We start from the raw sequence: 15,908 nt of genomic DNA, 5'->3' as shown, positions 1-15,908 counted from the left end.
AGCAATAATGCTTTTTACACAGGCCCAGTATGTCTTTACCTGGTTTCCTCATCGTGGATGAGTGCATTTCCTCGTTTGTTAAAATGAACGTCTTCTTTTTTTACACTATCGGATACTTGTTGGGTTTCTGTTACTGTCTCTTTTCCGATTACGATTTCATCCGTTACGACAGGTTTCTTTTGAACATTGAGTTTTTCTTCTGTAACAGGAATTCTGATTGTCTCATCTTTCCCGATTGACCCAGTATCCAGCTGTTCGGCACCATCAACTTTTCTGCGTTCCACATAGACTTCTTCATGCTCCACTGGTACATTTAGGGTCCGCTTCTCTTGTGTAACTTCCTTATTGACTACTACTTCTCCGGCCTGTACCCTCTCTTTTTCAACTTCCAGCTGCTCTTCACGCAGCTGCAGCGTTCGTTCATTATTATTGTCTTCCTTTCCTTGAATACCTGCATTCAGCTGATTGCGGGAACGAAATTCTCCAGATCCGCGGTATGCTTCGTCCTCTGCTAACACGTCAGCTCCCAGGACAGAAGTATCTCTTCCATCTGCCCAATTGGTTGTGGCATTAGTGTTCAGCATAAGCAAAATTCTTCCCTGTTCAATATCCCCTAAATATTCTTCTGTTTCACCTTCAGTTAATCCTGACGCTGCAAGCTTATCTTCGAGTCTATCGTAATCATCACCTGAGAAGAAGTGCGCTACTTTATCCATAAAGGTATGATCGTCCGATTCAGCGGTAACCGTGTTAACATCCATTGTGGTATAGGTTCCAAGGTCCAGCCGTTCCTCGCTGTCTGCTATTAGCGTAATATTATTTTCTTCGTATCCTTCTGCCTTCAATTGATGGATCGCCTGGATAGCATCACTGCTAGTCTCGTATACTCCGTAAATTGCTTTGTCCATTTTGTATCCCTCCTAAGAAGTTCAGTATGCCTAATCTATACCCGTGACCATTTTCCATAAACGAACAAGAAGTTGGGAAATTTAGGTATTTTTATTATGAACCACAAACAGAGGAGGATAGTTTAAAGTTTTTGATGGAACTGTAATATAGACTAAGGACATAATAACGCTTGAGTTTTTTATTAGTGTATAATATTCATGGAAGGCAAACGTAATAGGTTTAAGTAAAGGGGCGAGATTTTATGAAAGAGAATATGGACGAAGAAATGTTTCGCCAAATTGTTGAATCTTCCGCAGAGACAATAATTATTCAGCAAGATGGGAAATTCATATATATAAACCCGACAGGAGTTAAGTTTTTACGAGCGGCCTCTAGTGAGGAAGTTATAGGGAGATCGGTGTTCGATATCATCCCTGAGGAAAATAGAGAAAAGGTTGAACGGCAGGCGGTTTCCGTCCTTGAAGATAATAATTCAACCGGAATTATCGAACAAAAATTGAGACGGTATGATGGTACGCTTGTTGATGTAGAAACAATATTTACTCCCGTTATGTATAAGGGGAAAAAAGCGATACAATCCGCCGTCAGAGATATAACAGAACGTAAAGAAGTTGAAAGAACACTGGAAAATGTGTCAAAAAGAATCCATGCACTATCAGCCCCTATCGTTCCCATTTTAGAAGGGGTCGCTGTTTTGCCCCTTGTGGGTTCTATCGACTTAGAAAGAGCGCAATATATACTAGAACAGGTCCCTTTAAAAGTACAAGAGCAGAATGTCCATACATTAATTAGTGATTTTTCAGGCATCCTGGAACTTGATGAAACTGTCATTGGCTTACTGTTTAACACAAGTGCCGTACTTGGTTTGCTTGGTGTCCGCTCAATTGTCACGGGAGTAAGGCCTGAGGTCGCCCGTAGTGTTGTTCAGTTAGGCGCGGATTTATCGTTAATACAAATATTTGGAACGGTTCAGCAAGCATTGCGTGAATTTAGTGTTAAAGGATATCTTCGTGTAGAATAAACACCATGGTCATGTTAGGATTGGGTAATTTTGGGTTTGTAATTACAAAAGCCTTGCCTATGGTCTTCTGGACCTATTAGGTAAAAAATAACGATAAGCAATGCTTTCTCAGGCATTGCTTTTTTATACGTTATCACATATAAATCATTGCTATAGATATTTTACAAATCCTCCTAAATAAAGATGCTTATTCTGGCATCATGACCTGGTCAATGCGGGTAAACATAATTCGTAATATTCGGTGCTGTGTCTTTAACTGGTGGTTCATGTATGCTTATTGGTCCTTGCCTGATCCAGAAATCCTCTTGGTAGTAACTCAGTTGGTGATTTTCGTTGGATTAGAGTGCCACATAACTTTTTTAAAATATGACAATTCTAATGATATTACAGCACACTCGGCAAATGAACCTAGGAATCCAAACATTGGCTGTCGTTCTGAGCGTATCAATTTGATTCTGAGCCGCTAATTGATACCATACTGATATATTCATTTAGAAAGGATCATAAAAATGACAAATATAAATATACCTGTTTCTGTCTTAAACCTTGCCCCTATTCGTCAAGGAGAGGAACCTAAAGATGCAATTGAATCGATGGTGGATTTAGCACAAGCTACAGAGGATATGGGATATAAACGGTATTGGATTGCAGAACATCATAATTCTCCTACACTGGTAAGTTCAGCAACATCCATTTTGATAAAGCATACATTAGAGCATACAAAAACCATCCGCGTTGGATCCGGCGGTGTCATGCTGCCTAATCACTCCCCATTAGTGGTGGCAGAACAATTTGGCACAATGTCCACGATTTATCCAAACCGTTTGGACTTAGGACTTGGAAGGGCACCTGGTACGGATATGATGACGGCAAGCGCGTTAAGACGGTCACAGAATGATTCTGTCTATACATTCCCTGATGACGTCAAATCCTTGCTTACATACTTTGGACCAGAAGAAAAACAGGGATATGTCAGGGCATATCCAGGTGCTAACACTAATATTCCAATCTATATTTTAGGGTCATCAACAGACTCTGCGTATTTAGCGGCTCAATTAGGGCTGCCGTATGTATTTGCCTCACACTTTGCGCCGAGATATATGGAGGAGGCCATCTCCATTTATCGCAATCGATTCCAGCCTTCAGAATATCTGGATTCTCCATATATGATGGTTTGTTTAAATGTGATTGCAGCTGAAACAGATGAAGAAGCAAAAAGGGAATCCACAACCATGCAGCAATTTTTCCTAAATGTTGTCCGAGGGACAAGAACGCCGTTGCAACCACCAGTGGATAGCATGGATAACATATGGAGTCCTCAAGAGAAAGAAATGGCTTCATCAATGACCAGTGTGACATTGATGGGAAGCAAAGAGACCGTCAAAGCACAGCTGACAAATTTCCAGGAGAAATATGATGTACAAGAAATTATGGCTGTTTCCTATATCTTTGATCCTGAAAAACAAAAGCAGTCTTATCAGATATTTAAGGATATTGTTGATGGGGAATAAATAAGCTCATCCTTATTTGCTGAAGTAGCGATTTGACTTACCGAAGCAAACTATAGGTTCAACGGTTATTCATGAAGTAATACGAAATTGAGGCAAATGAAAAAATCCAGCATTCATGGAATGTTGGATTTTTTGTTGTATGTAATAAGATAATGTTTAGTGCAACCGAACATTTTACTGCGAGGGAAAAGCAGTAATACTTTTATGTAATTAGGCTAAATTGAGAATTTACATATCAGCTTATCTAGGTTTGATCTTTCGGTGCAAGAAAGTAAACATAAAATTTATACTTAATGGTAGAGAGTGATGGATACGCTATTGTAAAATGCAGCCTTCTTGTATATTTATCCCAACAAGCGAGCAATACAATAGTTAATAAAGCGATTTGTGGTGAATACAATGGCTGGTCAAAAATACCTGTAAGAAAAATAACCGGCAAACTTAGCAGAAAGCTATCCAATACGGATTTGCTTCGTCTGTTCCAAAAGAATAACTGCACAGCTTTTACGATATTTATAGAAACCAGACATAAAAAAGCTATTCCACCCAACATGCCGAATTCGGTAAAGGAACCGATTATCATATTGTGGGAATGTGGCATCAATTCATGATAATGGCTCATATATTCTTGGCGAAACCCCATCGGAGTGACGCCGAACAAGGAATGCTTTTCCCAAATCTCTAAAGAGTTGCTCCAAATTGTTTCCCTAACATCACTTGCCTGAATGACTGAATCACTTCTAGGCATAGCCTTCAGTAACCATTTCCATTGCGATAGTGCCAGAATGACAATAAAAATAAATAGGTGACGATTTAACCGCATGAAAAATAAAGCATAAATGCTGATCAAGGAAGCGAAGCCTGCTCTTGAGCCGGTATCAATTACCCCTTTGCTTAAAATCATTAAGAAAGGAAGCAGCCATATAAAGGATAAAAATCTTTTTTCGCGGCATGCTTCCAGCAGATTAGAAAAAAGAAAGGCAATCGCTATTAAAAGCAAATACACTGCAAAGTTAGGATTGTATGCGATTCCAATCAAGCGGGGATATCCTTTGGGTGTACTTTCCCCGATAAGCACCGTTCCTGTTAAATAACCCAGGACCGGGTGAATGGTTATCGATTTTGCAAGCCATCCAAGTATACAGCTATAGAGGCCCCCAAATACAACGATCCATCTAAATTTTTCATACACTTGTTTGATGCCGGTCGTCACTATTCTTAAATATAATCCCCAGTATCCCAGAATGACGCAGCTAATAAGTAAAAAAGATAGTTCCTTCATATACCAAGCGGCGCCTATAGTCGATAAAAAAAAGCATACAAAGAAGTAACTGTTCACTGAAAATATGGAACTTTTACTTTCCTTCCAGCGTTTTCGGATCGTAATCCAGCCGAGGAAGAATAATAGCGATACACCGACAGGCGGCAATAAAAAACACAGAAGTAAACTTAATTCCAATTGTTTTTTTTCTATTAATGACAAAAGAGTACGAAACATTTTTTATACCTCTAGTAGCTGATATCACTCACTTATGCTCAACAACACCCTCAAATGATACCCCCTAAAATATAAAGACAAACATGAAAAGTATAATGATAGATAAATAAATGCCCGCGAAGCATTTTATCAGGAATTCAGCCCATAGCTTCCTTTGTTCCTCGAAATAATAGAGGGCGAGCGCGATTAAAAACATAATAAAGGATAGCATGATAAACATCGGTCCTATACCAAAGTCTATAAGGAATTGTAAAAAGCTTAGCACTAATAAAATTTTAACAATGAACACTATAACATTTGTTTTTACGGAACTCGCGTTTGCATTCATCAATACAACACCTCCGATTCCATGTTCATGCTTATTACGAAAAATAGTAACACAATAGTTTTTTGTTTTGATTGAGACGGTGTAAACTGCATGTAAAAAAATAAACTCCGTGCAATAAAAGAAAAATTAATGAATCCCTCCGGTTAAAAACCTTCGAATGTGACATAAATAAAATGACATCTTTACATGAAGTTAACGAATACTCTGTAAATTCTATGAGTGTACATAACTATATGGAGGGATTGTAATAATGGCTTTTTCACTGAGAAAAAAGATCGGGAGTACAATGGCTCTATCACTAACCTGTGGTCTTCGGAGGGCAAAAATTACTTGAGCGGCAATGATTTAATTCAGTATGAAGGTGAAACACAGTCTGCAGGAAGTGCGAAGTATTCCCTAAGTTTTGGAAAAGAAGCAGACGAGATGGCTCCAGTGGTCAAAAACGTTCAAACTTCTTATGAGGCTAAGAACAACCAGGCCAAGTTAAACTTTGAGGTAAATGAAAACGCGGAATTGACTGTATGGGTGAAAGACCATAAGGGGAGAGTGCTGGACACAATTATGGACGCCGAAGAAAAGCCTGCTGGCGCGCATTCTATTGTGTGGAATGTGGTAAAAGTTCCTAATCGTAAATATACTTTTGAAATCATTGCTGAAGATCTCAGCGAAAATAAGAGCGTAACCACTCATTCAGTTAAATTAAAATAACGGCATCCATTTTTGCAATGTGGATCGATGGAAAAACGGCTCTACTCAAGATGATGAGGCAGGGCCGTTCTCCGTTTTTATCTCCTTCTAACATCCTCTTAAAATCAACACGATTTCTACGATTTGTTTACTAATTCAAGGTGTGATGATAAAGATCATTTTTTATGCATATAAGTATGCCCTGATTGGTTCATGTAATAGAATGAAATTACCCATCATTTAATGCACATTATCATTGGTATAACCAATTCATGTAAGCCATCGATTTGGAGAATAGTAAAAAAGTAAAATGCATCTTCGTGAAGATAAGACATACTGTATTAGTTAAAGGAGTTTATGCATGGGGAAATTGGAAGATATCTACCCGATCGCAATACAAGATACAAAACAAAAGGTTTTCCAGGATATTGACCGCTATCTGGCACATCAGGATACTCTGCCAGATTTTGATACATATCTCTCGGATAGGGATTCGTATCTAGAACAAATTTGGATCAATGTCTGGTTGAATAAAGCATCCAATGCTGTGCCGAGAAAAGAAAAAAAGGCGTTTTTGAATGAAAGGGGTTATGTAACCGAGGGAGTGGACCGTAAGTTTATAAATAAACTATTTCGAAATGAACTGAGGAACTACCACCCCTTTGATGTGTTTCCATGGTTAAAGGAGACCATCTCTCAAGATCGCCAAGGCTGGAAAGAGAGATATGAAAAAGCAAGGAATAATTTTTTCATACGGCAAGAGGAGCAGCGGTTGGCCGAAGAGCGGTGGGGCATACAGGCCAAGCTTGAAACAGATGCCCATGACTTTTTTGATCGAAATTTCCTGCTTTTTTACTTGCGTGTACGGCATCATATTGCCATGCTGCTGGCAGATGATCTTCAAAACAAGCCTAAGTACCGATATATAGAGCCTATCAGGCTTGAAGAACGCTTGGTTGCCGAGGGTACTTTTAATCCAGATGATTATGGGATGCTGCACGACTTTTTTGATGAACTGACAGGAGATATCCATACCGTTTTTGATTGGGGAAGAAGCCATTACGAATATGAAATCTATTATTACCGCTATGAGGGGGCTGTTTTAACATTCCTCTCGGACATTGCACCCGAAATCTACCTGCAACATTTATCCGGTGAGATTTTGGATGATTTTTTGGCTGCCTACGGTGAAGAAATGACTGCCGATGCTCTTAGAGAATTGCTTCGGGATGAAGTGGCAGATTTGTCAGAAGCCTGTTTTACCGAACTTCTAAACGAATATCTTTCTGATCTTCTGCGTTTAACGGAAATACGGTTTGATGAAGAATCCCTGCATCGAGAGATTTTTGAAAGGGACCGAGCTGACAGGAAAAGGAAAAGAGCCGAAGAGCAAGCCGAATTGGAAAGAAAAAGGGCGGAAGAAGAAAGGATTATTGAGGATATTTTCGGGAAGGCTTACACTTCTTCCATAGGAAAAGGAGTGAGATATGTACTCCATATTGGAGAAACAAATACAGGGAAGACGCATCAGGCTCTGCAAAAAATGAAAGAAGCAGCAAGCGGTTTATATCTTGCGCCGCTTCGGCTTTTAGCACTTGAGGTTTATGACAGGCTGAATCGGGAAAGCGTCTCCTGCTCATTAAAGACGGGCGAAGAGGAAAAAAGTGTGGAAGGTGCCAGGCATATTTCCTGTACGATCGAAATGTTCCATGAGAAGGATTATTATGAAGTAGTCGTTATTGATGAAGCACAGATGATTGCTGATAAAGACCGTGGGTTTTCCTGGTATCGTGCGATTACGAAGGCAAATGCGAAGGAAGTGCATATTATCGGGAGCCGCAACATCAAGAACATGCTTTTAAACCTTGTTGGTGAGGCTGACATCGAATTGCATGAATATAGTCGTGAACTCCCGTTGGAGGTGGAACCAAGGGTGTTCAGCCTGAGAAACACGAAACAAGGGGATGCTCTTGTTTGTTTTTCAAGACGGCAGGTATTAGAAACTGGATCAAGGCTACAGCGGAATGGGCATAGAGTCAGCATGATTTACGGCAGCATGCCGCCGGAAACAAGAAAAAAGCAAATCGAGCTTTTTAATCAGGGAGAAACAAATGTAATCGTTGCGACAGATGCAATTGGTATGGGCCTGAACCTTCCAATACGCCGGATTGTATTTTTGGAGAATGAAAAATTCGACGGAACACGAAGGCGCAGATTGACATCCCAGGAAGTGAAGCAAATTGCAGGGCGCGCAGGGCGAAAAGGAATTTACGAGGTCGGAAAAGTTGCTTTCACTTCTGACATTAGAGTGATGGCAAGGCTGCTGGACCAGCCAGATAGGCCGGTAGCTACCTTTGCGATCGCGCCCACTTCAGCTGTTTTTGAACGCTTCCAAAAATACTACCGAAATCTGGGGACGTTCTTTGAATTATGGGAGAAGTTTGATCCTCCCAAGGGAACGGAAAAAGCCTCGCTATCAGAAGAACGGGAGCTATATGAATTAGTCCGGGATACTAAAATTGAAGCACGTTTTTCCCTTATGGATTTGTATGGTTTTCTCCATCTTCCTTTCTCATCCAAAGAACCGGGACTCACTCGCCAGTGGCTTGAAACAGTAGAGGCTATTGCCGAAGGATGGGAGCTTCCAGAACCGGTGATTAAGACAAGGAATTTGGAAGAACTGGAGCTGTCGTACAAAGCCATTGGCCTTCACCTTTTATTTTTATACCGTTTGGGCCGAAATACGGAGGCCGTTTATTGGGAGAGAGTTCGAGAAGAAATAAGCGACAACGTTCATGATCAATTAAAGGATGAAGTCATCAATTATCGAAAAAAATGCAAGAGGTGCGGGAAAAAGCTTCCAGATGAATCCCGGTTTGCAATATGCGATTCTTGCTATCATAACCGGCAAAGATCCCGAGGTCGTTGGTCTTAAAGAGGAGTTACAGCAACAATTGATTATTTCGCAGGAAAACGGACATCTGCAACAAACTGTCCTTGTTCACAATTTAATTGGATTTTGCAACAAAAAGTGAAATCCCACAACAACTGTGATTATTCGCGAAAAAATTGCATTCCGCAACAAAAAGTTGACACAACACATTTCACAAAAAACGTGAAACTTTCGCACACCCGTGGAAACTCCGCACAAAGTCCTGAAAGTGCACAATTAGCCCATTAAAAGGGAACCATAAAGGGCAACGTGATAAAATGAGATCGGGTCATCATTTTTGATAAAGAGGGTGCGATATGGCTAAAAGATGGTGGAAAGAAAGTATCGCGTATCAAGTTTATCCGCGGAGTTTCATGGATAGTAATGGCGATGGAATTGGGGATTTAAAGGGAGTCACCTCAAAATTGGATTACCTGAAGGATTTAGGGATCAACGTCATCTGGCTATCACCCATGTATAAATCCCCGAATGACGATAATGGATATGATATCTCGGATTACCATGAGATCATGGAGGAATTCGGGACGATGGCCGATTTCGATGAACTGCTAAAAGAAATACATAACCGCGGCATGAAGTTGATTTTGGACCTGGTAATTAATCACACAAGTGATGAGCATCCTTGGTTTATCGAGTCCCGTTCCGCCAAAGATAATCCGAAGCGTGACTGGTATATTTGGAGAGACGGGAAAGACGGGAGAGAGCCAAATAACTGGGAATCTATTTTTGGAGGCCCTGCCTGGAAATATGATGAGGAAACCGGTCAATTTTTCATGCATCTTTTTTCTGCCCGCCAACCTGACCTAAACTGGGAAAATCTAAAGGTCAGACATGCATTATACGACATGGTTAACTGGTGGCTTGAAAAAAAAATCGATGGTTTTCGGGTTGATGCGATATCCCATATTAAAAAAGAACCGGGATTCCCTGACATGCCAAACCCGGAAAACAGGGAGTTTGTTTCGTGTTTTGATTATATGATGAATGTAGATGGGATCGATGATTTCCTTACTGAATTTTCTAAGAAAACGATTAAAAATTATGACGTTATGACCGTCGGGGAAGCAAACGGCGTGAACATTGATGATGCGGATAAATGGGTTGGGGAAGAAAACGGGTATTTCAATATGATCTTTCAATTTGAGCATTTAGGTCTTTGGAATAAAGGTGAAGACAATGCGGTGGATGTTATCTCTTTGAAAAAAACACTGACAGCTTGGCAGTATGGGCTGGAGGGAAGAGGCTGGAATGCTTTATTCCTTGAAAATCATGATCAGCCCCGAAGTGTGTCGAGCTGGGGAAACCCTGAAAAGTACTGGAATGAAAGCGCCAAAATGCTTGCTGCGTTATACTTCCTCATGAAGGGCACTCCTTTCATTTATCAAGGGCAGGAAATAGGCATGACCAATGTGCGCTTCCCAAATATTGAGGATTACAATGACGTTGGCATGGTAAACTATTATCATATCGAAAAAGCAAAAGGCCGTGAACATGATGACATAATGGCCGTCGTTTGGACTAATGGCAGAGATAATTCCCGTACCCCTATGCAATGGGATGCTACGAACATGGGGGGTTTTACATCCTCCGATCACACATGGCTCGGAGTAAACCCAAATTACACGAAAATCAATGTGGAAGAACAGGTATATAATCCAGACTCTATATTACATTTCTATAAAAAAATGATTCTACTAAGAAAACAGCATGAAGTATTTGTTTACGGAACCTACGAGCTATTATTGGAAGAAGATCCACAGTTATTTGTATATAGCCGTACTTTGGGAGAGCAAAAAGCCATCGTGATTTGTAACTTTAGTGAAACGCAAACGGCTTGTAAGCTTCCGGCTGAGTTGGCTGAGCTTTCATCTGAACTCGTGTTAAACAATTATGCAGCAGAAGATAAAGAGTTGAAGGAGAATCTATTTCTCGAGCCTTATGAGACAAGGGTATATTTATTAGGATAACTATTTGGGGCTTTGCTCCTTGGGGCCTGACCCCCGGTGCTTTAAAGCGTTAACGTGGATCGGTTTCATTTCCGGTTTTAATATCAGTTACTTTTAGGTGGTCCGCTGGTGCAGGAATAAATTTGCTTGTTGGGGCTGTTTTTTTGTTTTCAACCCAATCGACAAGCAAATCGAAGGATTGATGTGCATATGGCAGCAATGGCTGAAGCTGTTTGTCGGCAACTGCATTTTGATCAAGCGAATAAACGTTAACGGCGGAGCTATTGCCTTAGGACACCCAATCGGTGCTAGCGGTGCAAGAATTCTAGTAACCTTAATCCATGAATTGCAAAGGACAAACGGAAACTACGGTTTGGCTACACTTTGTATTGGCGGAGGCCAAGGTGTTGCAACCGTAGTGGAAAAATGGAATCGTTAGGAAACAAAAGATTCAATTGATTTAGTTCAGGAATGATAGCTTGCTATTTAACCGGCACACTTGTCGGCTTTTTTATCTTCTGGAGATCGTGAACGGGGTAGTATTGGAAGTAAAATGTAAAAAAAGTTTCCTGTGAGTCTAGTAAGGGAATATAAAATTGCAGGAGGGGATATTATGAATAACAAAAACAGAGGCAACGAAAACCAGGAGTCTGAAAGAAAACTATTTGACGAGCAAAAGCAGGAAGAAAAATTTAAACATCAGCGTCGTCTTCCCGATCAGCAAAATCGGTTAAAAGACCAGGAGAATAGAAGAGCGTAGGAAAAAGGGGTTAGCCTATTAGCTACCCCTTATTTTCGTTACGGTTGATTCTTTCATCTTCCCCACTACGAATAGATGACGAAAGAATTTATGATTACATATAAATTAGTGTAGAAAAATGAACAGTGCTTGTGCATCTTTGATAAGTCAACCTAGAGTCCTGTAGGTGTTTGTTTTTTCTGCCTTATCTATTTTGGATTTGTTTCTTTTTCTACTGAATCTGAATAAACCGAGAATAATGATGATCAGAACGATTAAAGCGGCACCATCGTAACCCATTTGTATTCCAGCAAGCGTGAACAAAATGTTGAGAATTACCGCTAAAATTGTTCCAATTAGCGAAAGCATCAAGAACATATCAATCCATTTGGATACCGCCATTTTATTTTCCTCCCATAATTTATCTATATACCTCTTGCTCCGATTTACTAAACTTTTATTATCTTTCAATATAAATGCACCGAAATCCTTTTTATAACTTCAACTGTTTTCAGCTTGATAGAAACCTGTAAGAAACGTCATGAATTTTCACCATTTTTTCATTTTTCTTTACTAAAATTTACTTGTTATCTGATAGAGGGAATGCTAAAAAGAGGTGTTATCTTTTTTCGATATCAAACACTAGTATAAAATATGGACAAACAAGTATATGAACGATAAATAAAAAGGAGCAGCCATTGTGAATATTTTATTAGCGGAAGATGATTTGCAGCTTGGTGAGTTAATAGGATATATGCTAAAGAAAAAGGGAGGGTATAATGTCGAGTGGGTTACGGAAGGAGAAGATGCCTATTATTATGCTGGTTCCTCACATTATGATGTGCTGATTCTCGATTGGATGATGCCGGGTCGGGACGGAGTGGAGGTATGCCGTCAATTGCGAAAGGAGGGATACCAGGGAGCCATTCTTATGTTGACCGCAAAAGATGCGGTCCAAGATCGTATAGAAGGATTGGACTCCGGCGCGGATGATTATCTCGTGAAACCTTTTGAGATTGATGAATTGCTTGCAAGGATTCGCGCCCTTTCCCGCCGAAACTACGCGCCAATCGTGGAAGAGGAGGTGCAGCTGTTTGATATGGTTTTAAACCGGTCAAGCCAGACCGTACAGAGCGGTGAGAAAACGGTTCAACTAAGCCCTCGTGAATTTCAGTTATTGGATTTATTGCTTCAAAATAAAGGGCAGGTATTGCCCCGGGATGTCATTATGGACCGAATTTGGGGGTACGATACAGATGTGTCCATGAAGACGATTGACGCAACTGTTAAGTTGCTTCGGAAAAAGTTAGGTGTGATTGAAAAGCAGGAGATGCTTCACAGTATTAGAGGGGTAGGTTATAAAATTGATAGCTAATCTTGTTTCATTCTTGCGCGGCGTGGCGGGCGGTGAAAAAGATGTCTTCAGTAGGACACAAAATCGGCTAACCATGCTATACAGCGGACTGATCATGTTGTTTCTCATAATCTTTATTTTTGTGGTCTATTTCTTGCTTTATTCCGTTATTTTACATGATCAGGAGCGTGAACTTGAGACGATGGCCACTGAGGAAGGCGAAATCGTAGAGGACTATCTGACGCGCAACAGCAAGGGAGGCCTGTATGGTTTTCAGGGACAGGAGGTGGTGCTATCGGGAGTCGACCAATTCTTTTATTATGTAGTCAATGCCAATGGTGAGCTTGTAATGGGAGATGAAGCAATTTCTGAACTAAGGCCGGAATTGTTTGGGCTTGTACACGGCTGGTCACCGGACAGAAACAAATTTCGCCAGGAAACATTGAGCGCCCATTTTTCAGAGTGGGGGCCTAGAGATAAGGGGAAGCGGGATGATTTTCGTCCCCGTGAAGAACATCATGAACTTCGGCTGTTGATGACAGGGCGTCCTATCTTCTTTAAGGGAGAACCAGTGGGAATGCTATATGTCGGCAAGGATATTTCATTCGCTTATCAACTATTCAATTGGCTGCTGATTATTTTGATTGGATTAGCGGTTGTATTCTTTGGGGTTGCATTTTTTCTAAGTCGGGTCATGTCGAAAAAAGCAATGGTCCCAATCTCCAAGGCCTTTACCCGGCAGCAGGAATTTGTGGCAGATGCCTCCCACGAATTAAGGACACCTTTAAGTGTTATGTTATCCTCAATCAATGCTATGGAAATGACTGTTGATACGCAGAAGGATGAGTTTTCCGGCAAGGTGCTTTCCAATATGAAGGATGAAGTGAAAAGGATGACAGGACTGGTAGGTGATTTATTGACACTGGCACGATCAGACTCCGGTACTGTTGAACTTCGGCGTGAAACGTTCGACCTCCGTCCCATTGCAGAAAAAGCCATTGAATCAGTAGGGCCGCTTGCAAAAGCTAAGGGGATAAAACTGGGTTTTCATGGACCAGATACCCTTATTACAAATGGGGATTCTGAAAGGTTAACATACTTATTTTATATAATGTTAGATAATGGAATTAAGTACACCCCGAATGAAGGGGAAGTACAGCTTTTCATCGCTGCGGAAGGGAAGGAATTAGTTATACAAGCCAAAGATTCCGGGATTGGAATTAAGCCGGAGGAACAAGCAAGGATTTTCGACCGATTCTATCGATCAGATAAAGTGAGGTCAAGGCAAATGGGAAGCCATGGGCTGGGACTGGCGATCGCTAAGTGGATTGTAGAGATTCACGGAGGAACAATTCGAGTTGACAGCGAACTCGGAAAAGGCAGCACTTTTACCGTGAGGATCCCGAACCATTTAGAAAAATAAAACGTAAAGCGGCTGATATACTGCTTTACGTTTTATTTGCTGTTCCTATTTATTTTTATTTTTATTTTTGTTGTGTTTATTCACCTTTACTGATTTTTTGTATTCTCTCTGCATTTGTGGCGATGGTGCTCCTGGACGGATGGGTGTTAATTCCTCTCCTGCTTCGGTTTGTAGCCGTTCGTGGCCTGGACTTTGGTTCCAGGCTAGCTTAAACGGTTGGTTACGTATATGTCTGTCTTGAGTTTCCTGTTTTTCACCCTTTTCAGGAGAAACACCAGGTACAATTTTATGGTATAGGTATTCAACAACAGCGACCGCAACGGCTGAAAGCGCGGAAGCTGCTACAATCCCATCATCGTATCCTAACATTCTGCTCATGATCCAAACAACGGCAAATGTAAGGCCGAAATCAGCAATAGTTGCAGCTGTGTTATTTGATCTTCGTAATATAAATAGGTCACCCAATACATATCCTACGATAGTTAAAACCAAGACGATCAGGACAACGTCGGTAAACCGGTAATCAAAATTCAGCCAAAGAATTACCCCAAGAACAACTAAAAGTGAAATAAATTTAACTAGGATAGCTGTACCATGATTTCTCATATTTTGTTCTTCTCCTTTCAGGTATATTGTGTGACATTGCCAGTGAAAATATGCCAGAAATACTTCTACATAAGAATTTATTACCAAACAGCTGGAATGACTGATATCAGCATTTAGCTAAAGTTCTGCGATTTAGCACATAATCGATATCAAAACCATGTACCTCATTACGTTCTTACCTTTTGACCCTCTGATTCACCGAATCAATAATATCCAAAATTTTTGGGGGAGCACTTTCCCGGTAATACTCATCTAGTGTTCGTTTTCCGTCTCTTATTTCCTCGGCCATGGCCCTTATTTCACTCCATAATCTCGGGATCAATCTTTCCCTCGGCCATCATATTTGTCAACTCATTTGCCATTTGACAATTCGTGTCCATTTTTTCCTCCTTCGACTTACTAGGTTGGCAGGTTTATCTAGAAAATATCATTCCTTTTTAGTGCTGTTCTTATAACTCTCTAGACAACACATGTTATCTTTTTAAAACCTCCTTTCTTTTTCACCGTTTTTTCACCATTCGCAGGTAAAGTAAGTTTTGTACAAAACGTACATCCCTTTGAAGGCTAAATTATCTAAATTGGAGGAAGTTATGATGAAATCAAAAAAGGTAATCGGTTATGTTTTAACAGGAGCTCTATCTATCGGAATTATAGGAGGAGCCGGCATTAACGCCATTGCTGCAAGTAACAGCACGAATACATCAACAGATACAAAGCAGGAACAGAAATTGGATAGTGCTAAAAAACAAAAAGTGGAAGCTATCATGGCGGATGCGAAGGCTCAATTGGCTAAACTTGGGGTAACGTTTCCTAATAAAGGGGAAAGGCATGACATATTTGGCAATCTGGACGATGCTACTAAAACAAAAGCCCACGCAATCATGGAAAAGCTAAGAGCCGGTACATTAACGGAAACAGAAGCAAAGGCACAGC

13 protein-coding genes and 2 pseudogenes are annotated in these 15,908 nt (G+C 40.6%); 10 read left to right on the top strand and 5 right to left on the bottom strand.

Annotated elements, in window-relative coordinates; all coding sequences use genetic code 11:
* Nucleotides 1–35: 35 nt before the first annotated feature.
* Entirely contained in the window at nucleotides 36–908 is an 873-nt protein-coding gene (locus CUU64_RS16565) for a YsnF/AvaK domain-containing protein (protein WP_101634740.1), read from the bottom strand.
* 242 nt (nucleotides 909–1,150) lie between these two features.
* On the opposite strand from CUU64_RS16565, the gene CUU64_RS16560 reads away from it, so the two are divergent.
* Both CUU64_RS16560 and CUU64_RS16555 read left to right on the top strand, forming a co-directional pair.
* Nucleotides 1,151–1,930: a PAS domain S-box protein gene (locus tag CUU64_RS16560; protein ID WP_101634739.1), complete on the top strand. Its 780-nt coding sequence runs from the start codon at nucleotides 1,151–1,153 to the stop codon at nucleotides 1,928–1,930.
* Between the two features lie 509 nt (nucleotides 1,931–2,439).
* Complete coding sequence (locus tag CUU64_RS16555) at nucleotides 2,440–3,441, top strand: LLM class flavin-dependent oxidoreductase (RefSeq protein WP_101634738.1); 1,002 nt, start codon at nucleotides 2,440–2,442, stop codon at nucleotides 3,439–3,441.
* Nucleotides 3,442–3,685: 244 nt separating this feature from the next.
* Here CUU64_RS16555 and CUU64_RS16550 read toward each other — a convergent pair whose 3' ends face one another.
* A complete protein-coding gene (locus CUU64_RS16550; protein ID WP_101634737.1) occupies nucleotides 3,686–4,939 on the bottom strand; it encodes an O-antigen ligase family protein in 1,254 nt (417 codons plus the stop codon).
* Nucleotides 4,940–5,597: 658 nt separating this feature from the next.
* Between CUU64_RS16550 and CUU64_RS16540 the strand changes: the two genes are divergently transcribed.
* The 5 genes and pseudogenes from CUU64_RS16540 (at nucleotide 5,598) to CUU64_RS22135 (ending at nucleotide 11,613) form a co-directional block, all read left to right on the top strand.
* Nucleotides 5,598–5,975, top strand: coding sequence for a flagellar hook assembly protein FlgD (locus tag CUU64_RS16540; RefSeq protein WP_101634735.1), 378 nt, complete (start codon nucleotides 5,598–5,600; stop codon nucleotides 5,973–5,975).
* Nucleotides 5,976–6,315: 340 nt separating this feature from the next.
* On the top strand, nucleotides 6,316–8,889 hold the full coding sequence (locus CUU64_RS16535; protein ID WP_101634734.1) for a DEAD/DEAH box helicase: 2,574 nt from the start codon (nucleotides 6,316–6,318) through the stop codon (nucleotides 8,887–8,889).
* A 314-nt stretch (nucleotides 8,890–9,203) separates the two neighbouring features.
* Nucleotides 9,204–10,874 (top strand): glycoside hydrolase family 13 protein, encoded by a 1,671-nt coding sequence (locus CUU64_RS16530; RefSeq protein WP_101634733.1) that lies wholly within the window; start codon nucleotides 9,204–9,206, stop codon nucleotides 10,872–10,874.
* Between the two features lie 235 nt (nucleotides 10,875–11,109).
* Nucleotides 11,110–11,292, top strand: a pseudogene (locus CUU64_RS16520) (acetyl-CoA C-acyltransferase); the annotation flags it as partial.
* 174 nt (nucleotides 11,293–11,466) lie between these two features.
* On the top strand, nucleotides 11,467–11,613 hold the full coding sequence (locus CUU64_RS22135) for a hypothetical protein (RefSeq protein ID WP_180954645.1): 147 nt from the start codon (nucleotides 11,467–11,469) through the stop codon (nucleotides 11,611–11,613).
* 147 nt (nucleotides 11,614–11,760) lie between these two features.
* On the opposite strand, the gene CUU64_RS16515 is transcribed toward CUU64_RS22135, so the two are convergent.
* Complete coding sequence (locus tag CUU64_RS16515) at nucleotides 11,761–11,994, bottom strand: hypothetical protein (protein ID WP_101634732.1); 234 nt, start codon at nucleotides 11,992–11,994, stop codon at nucleotides 11,761–11,763.
* 298 nt (nucleotides 11,995–12,292) lie between these two features.
* On the opposite strand from CUU64_RS16515, the gene CUU64_RS16510 reads away from it, so the two are divergent.
* On the top strand, nucleotides 12,293–12,967 hold the full coding sequence (locus CUU64_RS16510) for a response regulator transcription factor (RefSeq protein ID WP_101634730.1): 675 nt from the start codon (nucleotides 12,293–12,295) through the stop codon (nucleotides 12,965–12,967).
* A complete protein-coding gene (locus tag CUU64_RS16505) occupies nucleotides 12,957–14,369 on the top strand; it encodes a sensor histidine kinase (protein WP_308302388.1) in 1,413 nt (470 codons plus the stop codon). The genes CUU64_RS16510 and CUU64_RS16505 overlap by 11 nt, the downstream gene beginning before the upstream one ends.
* A gap of 45 nt (nucleotides 14,370–14,414) precedes the next feature.
* On the opposite strand, the gene CUU64_RS16500 is transcribed toward CUU64_RS16505, so the two are convergent.
* Nucleotides 14,415–14,975 (bottom strand): DUF2512 family protein, encoded by a 561-nt coding sequence (locus CUU64_RS16500; RefSeq protein ID WP_101634729.1) that lies wholly within the window; start codon nucleotides 14,973–14,975, stop codon nucleotides 14,415–14,417.
* Nucleotides 14,976–15,150: 175 nt separating this feature from the next.
* Nucleotides 15,151–15,264 carry a hypothetical protein gene (locus CUU64_RS23365; RefSeq protein ID WP_483861840.1) on the bottom strand — a complete coding sequence of 38 codons (114 nt, stop codon included), beginning with the start codon at nucleotides 15,262–15,264 and terminating at the stop codon, nucleotides 15,151–15,153.
* A 304-nt stretch (nucleotides 15,265–15,568) separates the two neighbouring features.
* On the opposite strand from CUU64_RS23365, the pseudogene CUU64_RS16495 reads away from it, so the two are divergent.
* Nucleotides 15,569–15,908 (top strand): annotated as a pseudogene (locus CUU64_RS16495) (hypothetical protein); the annotation flags it as partial.

This window comes from Bacillus sp. V5-8f (genome assembly GCF_002863565.1).
Lineage (GTDB): Bacteria > Bacillota > Bacilli > Bacillales > DSM-1321 > Peribacillus.
The sequence above is the reverse complement of the archived record's forward strand: the minus strand, read 5'-3'. Positions and strand labels throughout refer to the sequence as shown.

What these genes read in the sequence shown, in the direction of transcription:
- CUU64_RS16500 (WP_101634729.1), bottom strand. Translation starts at nt 14,975, where the DNA reads ATGAGAAATCATGGTACAGCTATCCTAGTTAAATTTATTTCACTTTTA.
- CUU64_RS16565 (WP_101634740.1), bottom strand. Translation starts at nt 908, where the DNA reads ATGGACAAAGCAATTTACGGAGTATACGAGACTAGCAGTGATGCTATC.
- CUU64_RS22135 (WP_180954645.1), top strand. Translation starts at nt 11,467, where the DNA reads ATGAATAACAAAAACAGAGGCAACGAAAACCAGGAGTCTGAAAGAAAA.
- CUU64_RS16555 (WP_101634738.1), top strand. Translation starts at nt 2,440, where the DNA reads ATGACAAATATAAATATACCTGTTTCTGTCTTAAACCTTGCCCCTATT.
- CUU64_RS16530 (WP_101634733.1), top strand. Translation starts at nt 9,204, where the DNA reads ATGGCTAAAAGATGGTGGAAAGAAAGTATCGCGTATCAAGTTTATCCG.
- CUU64_RS16550 (WP_101634737.1), bottom strand. Translation starts at nt 4,939, where the DNA reads ATGTTTCGTACTCTTTTGTCATTAATAGAAAAAAAACAATTGGAATTA.
- CUU64_RS16535 (WP_101634734.1), top strand. Translation starts at nt 6,316, where the DNA reads ATGGGGAAATTGGAAGATATCTACCCGATCGCAATACAAGATACAAAA.
- CUU64_RS16515 (WP_101634732.1), bottom strand. Translation starts at nt 11,994, where the DNA reads ATGGCGGTATCCAAATGGATTGATATGTTCTTGATGCTTTCGCTAATT.
- CUU64_RS16560 (WP_101634739.1), top strand. Translation starts at nt 1,151, where the DNA reads ATGAAAGAGAATATGGACGAAGAAATGTTTCGCCAAATTGTTGAATCT.
- CUU64_RS23365 (WP_483861840.1), bottom strand. Translation starts at nt 15,264, where the DNA reads ATGGCCGAGGAAATAAGAGACGGAAAACGAACACTAGATGAGTATTAC.